The following is a 16011-nucleotide window of genomic DNA, read 5'->3' on the forward strand; positions in this document are numbered from 1 at the left end:
CATCATCGTTCCCCCAAAAATGTCAGGAGGGGCGATAGAGGCTGGACGACACCCGGCTGAAGTCGGGCGCTTCCTTGGCGAAGAACGCTCGAACGCCTTCCCGGGTCTCGGCTGAACTGGAAACGAGATCGCACATCAACAGCGTGCGGGCCATCGCCTCGTCCTCCGAGACGTCGAAGGCAAGATCCACGGCCGTCTTGCATACCGAAAGCGCGAGCTTGGGACGAGCAATAAGCTGCCGTGCAAGATCCAGCGCGACCTCCATTGCTTTGCCGCTCGGCGCCACGCGATTGATCAGCCCCCAGGACAGCGCTGTCGCCGCATCGATCGGTTCGCCCAAGAACATCATTTCCTTCGCGCGAGCCTCGCCGATGCGGCGGCTGATACGAACCGATCCTCCACTGCCTGGGAAGACCCCAAGCTTGATCTCCGGCAACGCGAGCCGCGCATCCTCATCGACGACGATAAGGTCGCAGGCCGAAGCGAGCTCAAGTCCACCGCCGAAGGCAAGGCCGTGAATGGCTGCGATCGTCGGAATCGGCAGGTGATCGATTCGGCGAAAAACCTTATTTTCGCGGATTAGCTTCTTGTTGAGGACATTCCCGGCTTCCGCATACCCGGGGAATTCTCGCACATCCGAACCCGCGCCAAAGGCCTTGCGGCTTCCGGTCAGAATGAGCACGCGCACGGTTGGGTCTGCATCGATCGTATCGAGATGACCTTCGAGAACGCCCATCAGAGCAGTCGTCATCAGGTTGAGCGGCGGGTTGTCGAACGTAATCGTCGCGATCCCCGCATCGATTGTCAGGTGATGGTCAGGCATGGGTTCGGTTTCCGTTTCAGATTCTATTTTTGCGACCTATTGGGCGTTTTGTGGCCCGATGAGGCCGCAAAAAGGTTTCCCCCCGAGTACTTTGGTCTCATGGAGGTCTCTCAGAACCTTCTCTTACGTCTGCAGATCGAACTTGTTGTTCAGTTCCGAAGCGGCCGTCGACGCGGCAGGTTTGTCGCCCGGAATCGCTCCCAATTCCCGCAGGCGCCGGCGAAGACGCTCGATATCAACGTTCTTTACGTTTGCTTCGCTTTCGAGCGCCATGGCCGCAGCCACTCCGGCGGCCTCACCCATTGCCATGCAGGGCGGGATCTCGCGCGAGATCTTCTGAGCGGTCGATGTTGCGGAATAGTGCCGCCCCGCGGCGAGCGCGTTTACGAGGCCCTTCGGCTGAAGCGCTCTATAGGGCGTGAAGTAGTCCCGCCCACGCGCAACTGAGTCGGCAAACCAGCGACGGTTGGTAATGTCTTCCTTCGTCACGACGTACTCGCCTTGCAGCAGTCGCGTCTGACGGACGCCAAGCTGCGGTGCGAAATCCACGACGAAACACTTTTGGAAGCCGGGAAGGTTCTGTTTCACGTAGTCGACGAGTTGGTCAGCGCGTCGTCGGGTTTCGTACTCGGCCCGCGTCATGTCGGCGACATCAAGGCCATCAATTCCAGTCAGGTGCGGGCAGTTGCACCACACGATTCCAGGCAGCGGAGTCTTAAGCCACCAGAACTCCCAGGAGCCGCCGATAATCTTGCGCGCCTGTCCATCGATGCGTGCGAACGCCTCCGGCTCCTCGTGCTGGAAGCGGTCGGCCTCCTCGGTATCCACGCCGCCCAGTCGGAAAACATTGGTCACTAAGTATTGCTCGTGCGCAAACGGAGCGCCGGCGGAGGCGAGAACATCAAGGTCCCCGCTGGCATCGATTACAACATCTGCCATGATTGCCTGACGGCCCGATTTCGTCTCGCAGACTACGCCGCGGATGCGGTCGTCTTCGACGATAGCGCGGGAAAACCAGCTGTGCAGTCTCGTCTCGACGCCCGCTTCGCGCACCATCTCAGTCGAGACACGCTTCCAGCTATCCGGATCGAAGGTCGCCGCATAGCAGACGGGGGGAGGCTTTGTACGCGCATAAAGATCGAACAGGCCCCAGCGCGCCCACTTTCGATAATGCTCCGGCCTAGCCGTCCGTTCATGGGGGGGAGGGACCACAACTAGATTCTCGCGTTGCATCCTGTCAATGTACTCAGCGCAAAGGCCCATCACCGTAATTTCCGAGCCCGAGCACATGTCATCGAGCACCAAAACCATACCGCCGGAGGCAAGGCCGCCAAGGTAGGAATAGCGTTCGAGAAGAACGACGGATGCGCCCTGCCGTGCTGCCGCAACGGCTGCGCAAACACCCGCCGGTCCGCCTCCAACCACTACGACATCGGCGCGCGACGCGATCGTGGCTGAACGATCGGCGGCAAGGTGAAGATCGACGCTGTCTGACATCGGGGATTGCTCCAGGGGTGTTGCGCTGATTAGGTAAGCCGGCTGTCGTTGCTGTTCGGAATGACCTTAATGATGTGCTCAGCCGAGAGAACGCTTTCGTTGCGCTGATTGATGCCTTTGACTTCACAGTAGAGGCGGGCGCGCTCGGCGTCTTTTCGGCGAAGAGTGTAATCGATCCTAATCGTGTCTCCGAATCGGACCGGTCCGAGAAAACGCACCCGATCGTATCCTGCAGAAACACCCGGAACGTTCGCACGTGCCGCGAATTGGCTCGATGCGGTGGAGGCGAGTCCGAGGATCAGGACGCCATGGGCTATCCGGCCCTCGAACCGCGTTCTCTTCATGTATTCTTCGTTGACGTGTACGGGAGCGAAATCCCCGGTAATGCCGGCAAACATATAGACGTCCGCTTCGGTGACTGTTTTCTCGAACTGAACGGTTTCACCTAACTGGATGCTATCGATTATTTGCTCGCAGCTTCTCACGCTTCTGTTCCTATTTTCGTCGATTTTTCTTTTCGTTACAGGTTGACGAACTTGCCGTCTTTGACCGTCACGAAGAACATGGTGCCCGGGCCCCAGCCGTCGTGATTGGTCTCGCTGTACTCCACTGGGGCTGCCGCATAGAGTTTGACGGGCCCCATTTTCTCCACAGCGTCACGAATCTCGGATCCAGTCGTAGCGCCCGTCCGCAATGCCTGAACAATGGCTTCCATGGCGGTTGCGCCGCAGACCGAGCCATACGATCGGTTACCACCATGGTCCTTCAGCAGTTCAACGAGAGGCTTCAACGGTCCGGGATCGAACGGATTGCTGTTCGAAAGCGCAATAAGCCCTTCTGCCGCCGGACCAGCGGCTTCAAGGATGGCGCTCGAGACAAGCGCGGAGACCCCGTACACAGGCGCGGTCGAGCCCATCTCGCGCAGTTTTCGGAGCATGCTGCTCGCTGTCTGCGTTTGCGAGGCAGCGATCAGCACCGCATCGGGCCGGGCATTTCGCAGCTTGATGGCGTGCGTGGTGAAGTCTGTGTTCGAGATGGGTGCGGATACGATCTCAGCGATCTTGATGCCGCTCTTGTTGGCGTAGTCCTTCATCATCTCGGACGCTTGCTGGCCATAAGCATCTTCCTGCACGAAGATCGCAATCGTCTTGCGTCCATCGGCCTTCACCTTGTCCATCAACTTTGGCGCGTCCGCGCTGAGGGGAGGGGCCATCCGGAAAATCCATTTGAAGTAGGACGTGCTCGGATCCGTCACGGATTGCGACGAGGTCGGCGCGAAGATAGGCGTCTGGTTGCGCGCGGCGAAATCGGCAAATGCCAACGTTTCCGAAGCCGTTCCGGCCCCGAGGATGGCGACCACCTTGTCGTCCAGGATGACCTGACTCGCGACGCGCGCGGCTTCAGTCGGATTCGTCTTTGTGTCGCGTATGACGAGTTCGATCTTGCGTCCGTTGATGCCACCTGCAGAGTTGACCTCCTCGGTCACGGCCTCGGCGGCACGGCGCTCGTCCAATGTATAACCCGCGGAGGTCCCTGTCAGGCCAAGCAGAATGCCGACCTTGATTGGGTCCTTCGATGTCGATTGGGCCGAAGCGCTTGACATACCGGCGGCGAGAACAACCGTTGTTACGAGACAACGAAACATTTGCTTCACGTATTCCTCCCCAGGATATTGTTCTATTTGAAGTATGCCATGGCCATTCGTTCACGATCGGCCAGTTCCGCCCGACCGCCTTGCGACACGACTTGGCCGGAGGCTAACAGTACGAAACGGTCGGCAGTGATGGAGACCAACGTCTGGTTCTGTTCGACAAGAAGGATGGCAATTCCGGTCGTGCGGAGTCCGTTTAATGCTTCGGCCAATTCTCCGACGATAATCGGAGCCAAGCCCTGCGATGGCTCATCGAGCAGCAAGACTGCAGGCCGCCCGGCCAGGCATTTCGCGACTGCGACCATTTGTTGTTCGCCGCCGCTCAAAGACCCCGCCGCCGTGTTCCATCGCTCGCGGATAAATCCGAACCGGCCAGCGGCCTCCTCGATCGCGGCGGCGCGCTCCGTTGAAGGTGCCAACCGGGCGCCGAGCGCCAGATTTTCGCCGATCGTCAAAGTGGGAAACAAGCCGCGGCCCTCCGGCACCGTGGCGAGACCCGCTCGGCTTCGACGATGCGTCGCCATGCCCATCAGGTTACTTCCGTTGAGCAACACCTCTCCGGAGCCGGCAACGGTACCGTTCAGGGCGCCAATGAAGCTCGTTTTGCCGGCACCGTTTGGTCCGATCAACGCGACGATCTCGCCGGGGTCAACCTGGAGCGAGATATTCCGGCAGGCCTCCAACAGTCCGTATCGTGCACAGACCTCCCGACAAATCAGACTTGGCCGGGTTGATCCGCCTGCTTCAATGGACATAGGCAGGCCCCAGATATGCTTCGATTACCTTTTGCGAGCAGACTACCGAGTTCGGCTCTCCGCGAGCGACAACCTTGCCATTCACGAGCGCCAGCAACTCGTGACTGAGCCTCGAGACGAAGCCTACGTTATGCTCAATCAGTACGATTCCGATCCCGCTGGCTGCCGCGCTCTTGATGGCGTCCGCCAGGCGTATCCGGTCTGACTCGTCGAGACCGGCTGCCGGCTCATCAAGCAGCAAGTAGCGTGGGCCGGCGACCAAGGCCCGAGCCACCTCGAGCAGCCGCAACTGGCCGAGCGACAGCGATCCGGCGCGGTCCTCCGCCGCTCCGCCTAACCCGAGGAGCCGTATTTTCTCAATCGCACCGTTCCTGAGATCCTCTTCGCTGCGGCGGACCGAAGGTAGCCCGAGAAAGCAGGCGAGACGGCCTTGCGTCAGGTGAGGCGTATATCCAAGCATCACAGCGTCAAGCACGGTTCGATTCATATCGAGCCGCGGCGTTTGAAAGGTGCGACTGATGCCACGTCCGACACGCTCGTCCGTGCGCAACTGTGTGATCTCGACCCCGTCGACGACCACAGTACCCTTCGGCTGGATCACACCCGTGAGGCAGTTGAAAAGCGTCGTCTTCCCGGCACCATTCGGGCCGATGAGGCCGAGGATGCGTCCAGGCGTGACTTCGAGTGAAACCTCAGCGAGAGCTTGGAGGCCACCGAAGCGAACGGAGAGATCTTGAGCTGACAGGGTCATGCGCGCTCAAGCCTCACGCCAGGTCTGTTCTTGGCTTCTGGAATCGCCGTGGTTCGGCGGCGGGTCCATCGCATCATTCCCGGAGAGACGATACCATCAGGGAAGAAGACGAGAATGACAATGAGGAGGAAGCCGAAAATCATTCCTTGCGTGACGGTGCCCGGAAGAAGATCGGAGGCAAGCGTGAACAACGATGCTCCCACAATCGGCCCCAAGACCGACTTACGTCCCCCTAGCACGACCATGAACAAGATATTGGCCGACAGAGTCGGATCCAATGAGTCCGGTGCCATAAACCCAATATAATGTGCGTAAAACCAACCGGCTAACCCGGCAATTCCCGCCGACAGGGAGAAGAGACTCGATAGCTCAAACGCGACATTGGTGCCAGTTGACTCGGCGAGAAGGCGGTCCACCCGGATCGCATTCAGTGCTCGTCCGCGCCCGCTTTCAACGTAAGAAGCGTAGCAATATGCTACGACGAGGACGGCCGTCCAAATCGTCCAATGTGCATACGAGCGTTCGACGCCGATGATCGGAAGAGGTGCGATACCGGTGATGCCGTTGTAGCCGCCAGTCAATTGCTCAGCCCGCTCGAATACGACCTTGAAGATCATCACGAGCGAAATAGTGACCAGCGCAAGAGACAATTCGGGAAGACGAAGGAGCGGCCGTGCAATCGCGAATGCAAGAATCGCGGGGAGGCCGACCGAGACAACAAGTGATGCAAAGGGTGACCAGCCGAACTTGACCGTCAGGATCGCGGTGGTGAATGCTCCCACGGCTGCGAACCCTCCTTGTGCCAGTGATATGGCGCCACCTTGGCCGTAGAGAAGCCCAAGAGGAAGCGCGAGGAGGCTGAAGAATCCGATCGTGACCGATGTCGCATAGATGGATGGCTTGACCTGGCCGGCGATCGCCAGCGAAATCGCGATGCCTATTATGATCAGGACAGGAGAGATCCTGCTGAGACGAACGCTTCTGGTCATGGCCGCGCTCCGTGGAAGATGTCGCGCGAAACAAGCCCGCTACAGAGGACGGCGATGATCAAAATGGGCGCCGTTGCCGCGTCCCAGCCCTGCGGCAGATAGGCTTGGCCAAGTGCAATTGCGAGCCCGATCAGAAGCCCGCCCGTGAAGGCTAAGGAAACGGTCACGCGGCCGAGGACCACGGCCCCACTGAAGGCAATAATAGACAGCGCAAAACCACTTGAGTAGGACACCCCGATACTCATAGAGGCGAGAACGCCTGCAACGCCTGCAATCGCGCCCCCTAACAAGAATACGACGAATTGAACAAGGCGGACCGGAATGCCGGTAAGGCTTGCAGACTTTGCGGAGATCGCGCTTGCGCGCATCAGAAGCCCCGCAGGAGACCAACGAAGTGCCGCGAGTAGTCCCGCCAGCAGCACGACAGCCACAAGGAAAGCGAAGACGCCTTGAAGCGTGAGAAACACGCCTGCCACGTCCAAGGCGCCCGGAACGGATGCAAAGAAGCGGTTGTCGGTCCCGAACACGCTCTGAAGCGCAGATTCGATGACGAATGTGTAGGCGATCGTGCAGAGTACGATCAATATGGTATCGCGGGTCGCGCCAAGTCGTCGGAAGATCATGAAGATGACGCCCATCGCGCCACTGAGCGCCGTTGCCGCTAAGATTCCGAGGAGCGCGCCCCAAGGCGGCCCTGCCCATACGGCCACCATGCCAGCCGCAGCCGCGTAGCTGCCGGTTGCAATGTCAACGACGTCGGTGGTCATCCAGACAACTGCAATGGCGAGCGCGAGGAGGCCGAATACAGCCCCAAGAAAGATTCCGTTCAGCCCGAATTCGATGAAGGCCATGCCTCCTCCGGTTTCGCTCCCTCGGAGTGCTTTGCGGTTGCATCCGCCAGCGCTCTCATATATCTAACTGACCGAACGGTAACTAACATGGGCGCGGCATGTCAAGCGAGTTCGATGGTTTGATCGGAAGAGTTAGTCGCTACATTATCGACCATCCCGACGACCGCGACTGGTGGGAGCGCGGGCCGGCTCTCGTCGGCCTCCAACGCTTTGAAAATCCTGAGGCGAACCGAGTGGTGGAAAGGTGGATCGACCGCGCGGTCGCCCGACAATCGAGCGCCGGGTACCTGGCGAATGATGAGCGTGACTATCTCGGCTCGGGCCATGTGCGCGTCTTTACGCCGTCACCGGCAAACGCATCGTCGTTCGGTGTTGCATTGTTAAATGTCTATCGGCGCACACGCGAACAGCGCCTGCTCGACGCAGCGCTTCTTCACGCTGAAGCCCTGTTGGCCGCGAAACGAACGAGAGATGGCGGCATTGTGGCCCGGCTCGAAGCGCCTGAGCTGTGGATCGACTTCGCATATTTGATGGCACCTTTCCTGACCCTGCTTGGCTGCGTGACGGGCAGAGCGGAATTCCTTGATGAAGGGGCGCGTCAGATCGAGGTCATGGCAAAGCACCTCGTCGATCCCTACCGGAATCTCGCGCGCCATGTGTGGTGCGAAACCCCAGACCATTATCCACAGTCGACGTTCTGGGCGCGAGGAAATGGGTGGCTCGTTGCGGGACTTGTTGACGTCATCGAGATGAAGCCCGACCACGCCGCAGCAGACCGGCTTTGCGAACTTCTTCGCCGGGTTCTCACCTCGTTGCGCGAACGGCAGGACCGCTCGGGCTATCTGCGACACGTGCTTGATGATCCCTTCGCGCCATTCGAATCTTCGGGGACGTTGCAATATGCCTATGCGGCCGCGGCGGCAGCCAGGCTCGGCCTCGTCGAGTCGGGATTTCGAGATTCCGCGATCCGGGCTTTTCGTGTCGTAGCGGATTCGGTCGGCGCCGACGGCGGCGTGCCGGCTGTTGCGCTTCCGCCGGGGGGGCCCGGCGTGCCGTTTGGAAAAGCGCCGTTTGCTCAGGGGTTCCTGCTCCTCGCGGCTTTCGAACTTCAAGCCGAACTGCGTTGTTGAAAGTGCTCCAACCAGATTAGAGGTGCCAATTGGCCAAAAAATCCCGAACGAATGAACAGTGGCGAGAGGAGAGCCTTGAAACGCTCTACCGCTCTGGTGTCGCCGTGTTCTCGGAAAAGGGCTTCCGCGGGGCATCGCTCGACGAGATCGCAAAACTTGCCGGCATGTCGAAGGCTGGCCTGCTCTTCTATTTCGACAACAAAGACAAATATCTGGCGCATATCTTAAGACGAATTGCTGCAGTCTACATTGATGCTGCCATCGCTCGCGCCAGAGAGGAAAAGGATGTCGTCGATCGGGTCGTGCGGTTCTTGCACCAGCAGGTTAGTTATTCCGTCAAGAACCAACGCGAGATAATCCTGTTTGTTCTTTTATCTATTGAACTCCGCAACGCCGAGAGCGAGAGCGGCGCAATCATCGCACAAAAGTACAAGGACATGCGGGACTTCATCGAGGAGGTCGTCCACGAGGGCATCAAGGCTGGCCGCTTCTCCGCTGATGTCCGGCTTCGCGAGACATCCTCGACATTCATGGCCGTTCATGACGGCATCCTGCTCGAGTGGGTCCGCCGTGGCGAGGAGCTGGACGGATCGGAACTCGTTCGCGTCTTTCGGCGGGCGCTCCTGGCGAGCCTTTTTCCGGCGCAATCAAGAACGGCTGCACACAAGCTACTCACATTTCAGCCGGAGATCGCGAACGTGCGAGGGCAGCCAGTGCGGAAGGCGAGGCGGGCGTCCGATCAATGACAGCATATTCCAATGATGCCCATCGCGAATGAAAGGGCGACTGGTTTGGACGCCCTTCGAATCTCCTAAGACAAGCCGGCTCTTATTCTGCCAGCCAAATATTCAAGAGGAAACGACATGATCGACTTCGAGGTCCCAGAGGAAAGCCGACTGCTGGTCGACACGGTGAAACGCTTCATTGAAAAGGAGCTCGCTCCTCTCGAACAGAAGGTCGAAGATTCCGGGACGGTGGATCCTGATCTCGTCCGCGACTTGCGCCGCAAGTCGCGCGAGCTCGGACTCTTTGCGATGAGCTATCCACGAGAGGTCGGTGGGGGAGGGCTCGGAACAATGGATTCCTGCCTGGTCGAAGAGCAATGTGGCTGGACATCGGACGCGCTCGTGCGGCGCGCCTTTGGCGCCATCCCAGGACCGATCATTCATTGCCAAGGAGAGCAGCGCGAACGATATCTTCTTCCGGCAGTCCGGGGCGATATCGACGTGGGGCTGGGCATGACCGAGCCGGCTGCCGGCTCGGACGCAGCAGCAATCCGCACGACAGCGAAACGCGACGGCAAAGGTTGGATCATCAATGGTACCAAGCACTTCATCACGGACGGCGATTTCGTCGATACGGTCATCATCTCCGCGGTAACTGATCCCGAGAAGGGCGCAAAGGGCATCTCAACGTTTTTCGTCGATAAGGGGACGCCCGGATTTCGTGTCGCGCGCGTGCAGCACATGATGGGCATGCGCGGCCTTAACCACGCCGAACTGTCGCTGGAGGATGTGCGAGTGGGCCCGGAGCAGTTGCTGGGGCAGGAAGGCGCGGGCTTGAGCCAGATGCTCTCGTTCGTGAACGCCTACCGGCTCGGCGGAGTGGGGGCGCGCGCCGTCGGAATGGCCAGCCGGGTCCTTGCGCTGGCGACCGATTATGCCCGGCAGCGCAAGCAATTTGGAAAGCCCATCGGCGAATTCCAGATGATCCAGGAGAAACTCGCCGATATGGTCACCGACATCTTCGGCGTCCGTATGATGGTGCTGAACACCGCCTGGGAGATCGATCGAGGCATGGATCCGCGTGAAAAGGTATCCATGGTCAAGTTCCACGCATCCGAGATGCTTGGCCGCGTCGTCGATCGCGGCGTCCAGATTTTTGGGGGAATGGGATATACGAAAGAGTTCATCATGGAACGTCTCTACCGCGATGCCCGTGTTCTTCGGATCTATGATGGTACGACCGAGATCCACAAAATGGTGATCGCTAGATCGCTGATGAAGAATGGCGTCCCGGCTCTCTGATGAATGTTTGGTAGGCCATGAGAATTGCGACCATTGGCCAGGGAGCGATGAGCTGCCTGTTTGGAGTTCCGCTCCTGAAGCGGAGCTGTGGGTGTCATGTGTTGTGGAGGCATTTAATCGGCTTGCATCAGGCCCTCGGCCACGGAAAAAGCGTTATTCTTCAGGGATAAGGCGATACGCGTCTCGTCTATCGCCTGGCGGAGTGCAGCGCAGATCATCGGTGAGCGGCTAGGACGCATCCCGGCAAGGCGTCAGATTTGCCAAGCGCGCCTCTCTTGATAAGGTGACGGAATTGTCGAGGGCGAGGCGACTCAGCGAATGGTTAAAGGAGCAGACAAGGTCGGGCTGGAGAGCTCGATTCGCGCTGTCGAACGAGAGACTCTCAACGATCGCGTGTACCGCGAACTCCGGACTATGATCATGTCTGGAGGCTTCGCGCCCGGCTCGGAAATGAAGCTCCGAGGTCTGGCGCAAAGCCTACATGTTAGCCTTATGCCGGTTCGGGACGCCATTGCGCGCCTAGTCGTCGAACGCGCACTGAAAATGCTCCCCAACCATCGCGTCATCGTACCCGAAAAGACGATCGATGAGTTCTTGGAAATTCGCAGAGTTCGGATTCTTCTCGAGGGCGAGGCCGCCGCCCTGGCATGTCAGCACGTGGGCCCTGACGTCATTGCTTCCCTCAAGCGCATCCATGAGAAGATTAAATCCTTGAGTGGAAATAAGCAGCGTCAATTTTGGGCGCTGAACCAGGAGTTCCATTTTACGGTGTATGAAGCGGCCAAGAGCCCGCTATTACTTTCCATGATCGAGTCGCTGTGGCTCCAGATCGGGCCTGTTTTCAACCATATTCCGGTAAACTTGACCTCGGAAGGCGCCCGCGGCCATCATCGAATTATAGCTGCGCTTAGTGGCGGCGATGCCAAGGCAGCAAGGGCGGCGCTAACAGAAGATCTAATGAAGGGTGGCGATCGCATCATCGCGGCCTTAATCCAGGACAAGCAGCCGGCCCACTAGCCGTCTAGTCCTCCACCAAACTACAAATTCAAACAACGAACCTGCTGCTAGTTGCGCGTGCGTGCTGGGGCGCGCTCAAGGCTCTTGAACTCTCATATTTGATTTGTTATCACAAATCACAATTGACGAGTTCCCGAGGTGGATAGCTCGCTTGGGAGGAAATTTGCGATGAGGTGTCTGGGTGTGGTCTTCGCAGGTGCGTTGATGTGTGCGAGTTCGGCGCGCGCTGACGATGCACCCATCAAGATCGGCGTCATGAACGACATGTCTTCGGTTTATGCCGTGGCCGGCGGTCGAGAGACCGTTGAGGCCGTTCGCATGGCCATCGACGACGCGGGGCCGGTGCTGGGCAAGAAGGCCGAGCTCGTCTTTGCCGATCATCAGAATAAGCCGGACGTCGGCTCGGCCATCGCGCGCCGCTGGTATGACGTTGAGAATGTCGATGCGGTCGTCGACGTACCGAACTCGGCGGTTGCTTTCGCAGTCCAAAGTCTTGCCAAGGAAAAGAAAAAGATTTCGCTATTTGTTGGCGCGCTCAGTTCCGACGTGACTGGTCCCAAATGCGATAATTACACGACACAATGGGCCGTCGACACATATTCGCTGGCCCACGTAATGGGAGCCGCTGTTCTCAAGCGGGGTGGCAACCGCTGGTTCTTCCTCGGCGCCGATTATGTATTCGGACGTGCCCTTGTGCGCGATACCAGCGCCGTAATCGAGGCCAACGGGGGCAAAGTCCTCGGCGCCGTCTACGCGCCGCTGAACACTTCCGACTTCTCCTCCTTCCTCTTGCAGGCGCAGCCGACCAATCCGAACGTGATCGGCCTTGCAAATTCTTCGGACGATACGGTCAACTCCATCAAACAGGCCGTCGAATTCGGTCTCACCTCAAACGGTGCGACCTTTGCCGCTTACGTGCTCTTTCTGGAGCATGTCCAAAGCATCTCGCTCAAGGCCGCCCACGGCTTGCTTCTGGCCAATCCCTTCTATTGGGACCTGAATGACGAGACGCGTGCCTGGTCGAAGCGCTTCGAAGAAAAGATCGGTCATCCGCCGGATTGGGATCCTGCGATGTCGTACAGCGCGGTGTTTCATTATCTCAAAGCAGTCAATGCCGCCGGATCGCGCGACGCGGACGCCGTCGCCGCAAAGATGCGCGAACTACCGGTCAATGACTTCACAACCAAAGACGGGAAGGTGCGTATCGACGGCCGTGTGTTGCGCAATCTCTATCTTCTCCAAGTCAAGAAGCCCGAGGAATCCAAAGGAAAGTGGGACCTCTACAACGTGGTGGCTACAGTACCTGGAGATGAAGCGTTCCGTCCGCTCCAAGATGGCGGATGTACGTTGGCGAAGGCCGGCTCGGCCAAGCCGTGATCAACGTAGCAAATCGTCGCGCGAAGCGGGGGTTGCGGTCGTCAATGATAAACACTGGATCGAGTCAATGGTGATGAAGAGTGGCGGCCAAGCCGTCGTTGACGTTCTCAAGGCGGAAGGCGTGAAGTTCATCTTTGGTATGCCTGGCGGCCATACAATCGGAATTTACGACGCTCTCTACGGACAACAGCAGATCTCCCACATTCTCGTGCGGCACGAGCAGCATGCCGCAAGCATGGCTGCCGGCTATGCGCAGCTTACCGGTGAGCCCGGCGTGTGCTGTGTGACGGCAGGGCCCGGCGCCACCAATCTGATCACGAGCGTAGCGGAAGCATATGTCGGTGCGTTGCCGATGGTCATCATCGCGGGGCGTGGTGCTACTCGCAACGCACATCGTGGCGCAAGCCAAGAAATCGACCAAGTCAAGATTTTTGCCGCTATCACGAAATGGGGCGTCCGGGTCGATCGACCGGACCTCATCGTCGAATGCCTGCGTCAAGCGTTTACCATTGCCCGCTCGGGCAAGCCGGGTCCGGTGCTTATCGATATCCCTCAGGATATCCTTGGAATGCAGTTTGACGTCGGCGACTATCTCCCGGTCGGCAAGCCGGCTGCGGTTCGCGGTGATAGCGAACGCATCAAGACCGCGGCGACGGCTCTTCTCGCGGCAAAAAGGCCGCTAATTGTCGCCGGCGGCGGCGCCGTAGCCGCAAACGCGACGTCTGAAGTCCGTCAACTCGCGGAGACGCTGGGTAGCCCCGTCGTCACGACGCTCGCAGGGCGTGGCATTTTGCCTGACGATCATGAACTCACGGCTGGCGGCATCGGTCATCATCGGCAGGATGTCACAAAGTATCTTCTGCCACACGCCGACGTCGTCATCGGTATCGGCGCTCGCTTTGAGCAGCAGGAAACCAACTGGAAGCCAGACTATATTCCGGCGCCGGCGGCCACCTATATTCAGATCGATATCGATCCGAACGAACTCGGCCGCTCGGTCGTTGCGACCATCGGCATCACGGGAGATGCGCGCCTGGTTCTCCAGGATCTTCTTACGGAGTTAAAAACAAAGGGTACTGGTCAGCGCACGGCCTCCAAGGAGTGGCTCGCCGAGTTGTCGAACCGGCGCGCCGCGCTCGAAACAGAGCGCGAAAGCATGGCGAGCTCTAATGCCACGCCAATTCATCCTATTCGGATATTCGATCGCATCCAGCGCGTGTTCCCGCGCAACGCGACCGTCGCCATCGATGTGGGCGTGCTCGCGCAGGGTATGGGTGGCGCATTCCCGTATTTTAAGATCTTTGAGCCACGCGCGACGATCGTGCCCTCGAGCTTCTATGGAATGGGCTTCGCGGCATCGGCTTTTCCAGTCGCACGCCTCGTCTATCCTGACCGGCCTGCGGTCTGCTTCGTCGGTGATGGATCCTTCCAGATGGTGATGAATATCCTTCCCGTTGCCGCTGAACTCAAGCTCGGTGTCACGTGGTGCATATTCAACGATCACGCCTTGGGCTCTATCCGCGACATCCAAGTGCACGCGTTCAATGAGCGGTTCATTGGGACCGAATTCGTACTTGATCTCGACTACGCGGGCCTTGCAGTCGCCTCCGGCTGCTACGGCGAGCGTGTCACCGATCCCTACCAGGTCGAGGCCGCCCTACAACGAGCGTTCGTGGCCAACGAAAGCGGTAAGCCCGCAGTTCTCGACTTCGTCGTCGCCAAAGAACGCTTGGTGGGTAGTACGGAGTTTTTTGCGCGATGAAACCACTCTCATTCGGACAGCCGGTCGGCGGACTGGTGCAGGCAGCCTATACGGTCGAAAACATCGATCAGGCGATGATGCGCTATGTGAAGGCGCTGAATATCGGGCCTTGGTTTGTGAGCGGTCCTTTCGTGCCTGCGAAGGGAATGTATCGAGGCCAGCCGACCGACATGAGCCTGACGCTCGCCGTCGCCTTTACCGGCCACATGATGATCGAGCTCATTGAGCAGCACGACACCAAGCCGTCGGTCTATCAAGAGACGATCAAGGTCAAAGGTCACGGTTTCCATCACTGGGCCGTCTGTTCCAAGGACTTCGATGCGGACGTCGCTCGCTACGAGGCTGCCGGCTACCCAGTCGTGTTCTCCGACCTCTCGCCGCGCGGCGTGCGGATTGTCTATGTCGATACAAGCTGCGACTTGCCGGGCATGCTCGAGGTGATCGAGACGACGGAGGCGCTCGAAGGCATCTATCACAGCTACTTCGCAGCGGCGCAGAACTGGGACGGCAAGGATCCCATCCGGCGCTGGTCACTCAAACAAGGGGCCCCGACGTGAAAACCCAGGATCTGTTCGACGTCACCGGCCTTTCTGTCGTTATTACCGGCGGTGCCAAAGGCCTGGGTCGGGCCTTCGCCGAGGCAATGCTCGACAATGATGCACGCGTCGTCCTGCTGGACAAAGACGAGTCTGTCCTCGATCAGGCGGTGTCCGAGCTCAAGGCGCGCGGCGATGTAGCCGGCGTTGCCGTCGATGTTACCGATCGCGATGCAGTCAGGGCCGCTGTCAACAAAGCCGTCGAACGAAACGGCCGTCTTGATGTCGTGTTCGCCAATGCGGGCATCGACGCCGGACCGGGATTTCTGTCGATGGCCGGCGAACGGGATCCGGAGGGTGCGATCGAGGCCGTCCCGGACGGGCTGTGGGACAAGGTCATCGATACGAATCTGACCTCGATCTTTTCGACCATTCGAGCCGCTGTCCCGCATATGAAGCGACAGAACGGCGGACGCATCATCCTGACCTCGTCGATTGCGAGCATCAGGCCAGGTGCTATCGTCGGTATGCCCTATCAGATATCGAAGGCGGGTGTGTCGCACCTCGCCAAGCAGGCCGCACTTGAGCTCGCCCGCTACAACATTCTCGTCAACGCAATCTTGCCGGGCCCGTTTCTGACCCAGCTCACGACACCCGACCTCAAGAAGCGCTTCGAAGCTGGCAGCCCTCTTCACCGCGTCGGTCGACCGGAGGAGATACAGGGGCTGGCGCTTTTCCTGGCTTCACCAGCGTCGAGCTACATCACCGGGACCCATATCGTCATCGATGGCGGCGCCTTGCTTGGTCGCGCTGACTAAACTGATCGAACGTTAGACCACGAGAGA

The 16011-nt window shown here is 59.1% G+C and carries 16 protein-coding genes; 7 read left to right on the top strand and 9 right to left on the bottom strand.

From position 1 onward, the window contains the following. Positions 1-22: 22 nt before the first annotated feature. The 9 genes from QA640_RS02700 to QA640_RS02740 form a co-directional block, all read right to left on the bottom strand. The gene (locus QA640_RS02700; protein WP_283039240.1) at positions 23-823 is read right to left on the bottom strand and encodes an enoyl-CoA hydratase-related protein; all 801 of its coding nucleotides are present in this window, start codon (positions 821-823) and stop codon (positions 23-25) included. A 123-nt stretch (positions 824-946) separates the two neighbouring features. Continuing rightward, a complete protein-coding gene (locus QA640_RS02705; RefSeq protein WP_283039241.1) occupies positions 947-2320 on the bottom strand; it encodes an FAD-dependent oxidoreductase in 1374 nt (457 codons plus the stop codon). Between the two features lie 29 nt (positions 2321-2349). Then, positions 2350-2805, bottom strand: coding sequence for a MaoC family dehydratase (locus QA640_RS02710; RefSeq protein WP_283039242.1), 456 nt, complete (start codon positions 2803-2805; stop codon positions 2350-2352). 35 nt (positions 2806-2840) lie between these two features. Beyond that, on the bottom strand, positions 2841-3965 hold the full coding sequence (locus tag QA640_RS02715) for an ABC transporter substrate-binding protein (protein ID WP_283043097.1): 1125 nt from the start codon (positions 3963-3965) through the stop codon (positions 2841-2843). 32 nt (positions 3966-3997) lie between these two features. Further along, positions 3998-4726, bottom strand: coding sequence for an ATP-binding cassette domain-containing protein (locus QA640_RS02720; RefSeq protein WP_283039243.1), 729 nt, complete (start codon positions 4724-4726; stop codon positions 3998-4000). Continuing rightward, entirely contained in the window at positions 4716-5477 is a 762-nt protein-coding gene (locus QA640_RS02725) for an ABC transporter ATP-binding protein (RefSeq protein WP_283039244.1), read from the bottom strand. The genes QA640_RS02720 and QA640_RS02725 overlap by 11 nt, the downstream gene beginning before the upstream one ends. After that, complete coding sequence (locus QA640_RS02730; RefSeq protein ID WP_283039245.1) at positions 5474-6466, bottom strand: branched-chain amino acid ABC transporter permease; 993 nt, start codon at positions 6464-6466, stop codon at positions 5474-5476. The genes QA640_RS02725 and QA640_RS02730 overlap by 4 nt, the downstream gene beginning before the upstream one ends. Continuing rightward, the gene (locus QA640_RS02735) at positions 6463-7317 is read right to left on the bottom strand and encodes a branched-chain amino acid ABC transporter permease (protein WP_283039246.1); all 855 of its coding nucleotides are present in this window, start codon (positions 7315-7317) and stop codon (positions 6463-6465) included. The genes QA640_RS02730 and QA640_RS02735 overlap by 4 nt, the downstream gene beginning before the upstream one ends. Before the next feature lie 380 nt (positions 7318-7697). Continuing rightward, positions 7698-8429 (bottom strand): hypothetical protein, encoded by a 732-nt coding sequence (locus QA640_RS02740; RefSeq protein ID WP_283039247.1) that lies wholly within the window; start codon positions 8427-8429, stop codon positions 7698-7700. Between the two features lie 47 nt (positions 8430-8476). Between QA640_RS02740 and QA640_RS02745 the strand changes: the two genes are divergently transcribed. From QA640_RS02745 to QA640_RS02775, 7 genes are all read left to right on the top strand, one after another. Beyond that, positions 8477-9193 carry a TetR/AcrR family transcriptional regulator gene (locus QA640_RS02745; RefSeq protein WP_283039248.1) on the top strand — a complete coding sequence of 239 codons (717 nt, stop codon included), beginning with the start codon at positions 8477-8479 and terminating at the stop codon, positions 9191-9193. A 117-nt stretch (positions 9194-9310) separates the two neighbouring features. After that, positions 9311-10474, top strand: a complete 1164-nt coding sequence (locus QA640_RS02750; RefSeq protein ID WP_283039249.1) for an acyl-CoA dehydrogenase family protein — start codon at positions 9311-9313, stop codon at positions 10472-10474. Positions 10475-10792: 318 nt separating this feature from the next. Beyond that, positions 10793-11491 (top strand): GntR family transcriptional regulator, encoded by a 699-nt coding sequence (locus QA640_RS02755; protein WP_283039250.1) that lies wholly within the window; start codon positions 10793-10795, stop codon positions 11489-11491. A gap of 255 nt (positions 11492-11746) precedes the next feature. Further along, entirely contained in the window at positions 11747-12868 is a 1122-nt protein-coding gene (locus QA640_RS02760) for an ABC transporter substrate-binding protein (RefSeq protein ID WP_283039251.1), read from the top strand. Then, the gene (locus tag QA640_RS02765; protein WP_283039252.1) at positions 12801-14630 is read left to right on the top strand and encodes a thiamine pyrophosphate-binding protein; all 1830 of its coding nucleotides are present in this window, start codon (positions 12801-12803) and stop codon (positions 14628-14630) included. Before QA640_RS02760 ends, QA640_RS02765 begins: the two co-directional genes overlap by 68 nt. Further along, positions 14627-15187, top strand: coding sequence for a VOC family protein (locus QA640_RS02770; protein ID WP_283039253.1), 561 nt, complete (start codon positions 14627-14629; stop codon positions 15185-15187). Before QA640_RS02765 ends, QA640_RS02770 begins: the two co-directional genes overlap by 4 nt. Beyond that, the gene (locus QA640_RS02775) at positions 15184-15984 is read left to right on the top strand and encodes an SDR family NAD(P)-dependent oxidoreductase (RefSeq protein ID WP_283039254.1); all 801 of its coding nucleotides are present in this window, start codon (positions 15184-15186) and stop codon (positions 15982-15984) included. The genes QA640_RS02770 and QA640_RS02775 overlap by 4 nt, the downstream gene beginning before the upstream one ends. Positions 15985-16011: the final 27 nt, after the last annotated feature.

This window comes from Bradyrhizobium sp. CB82, assembly GCF_029714405.1.
Taxonomy (GTDB): domain Bacteria; phylum Pseudomonadota; class Alphaproteobacteria; order Rhizobiales; family Xanthobacteraceae; genus Bradyrhizobium.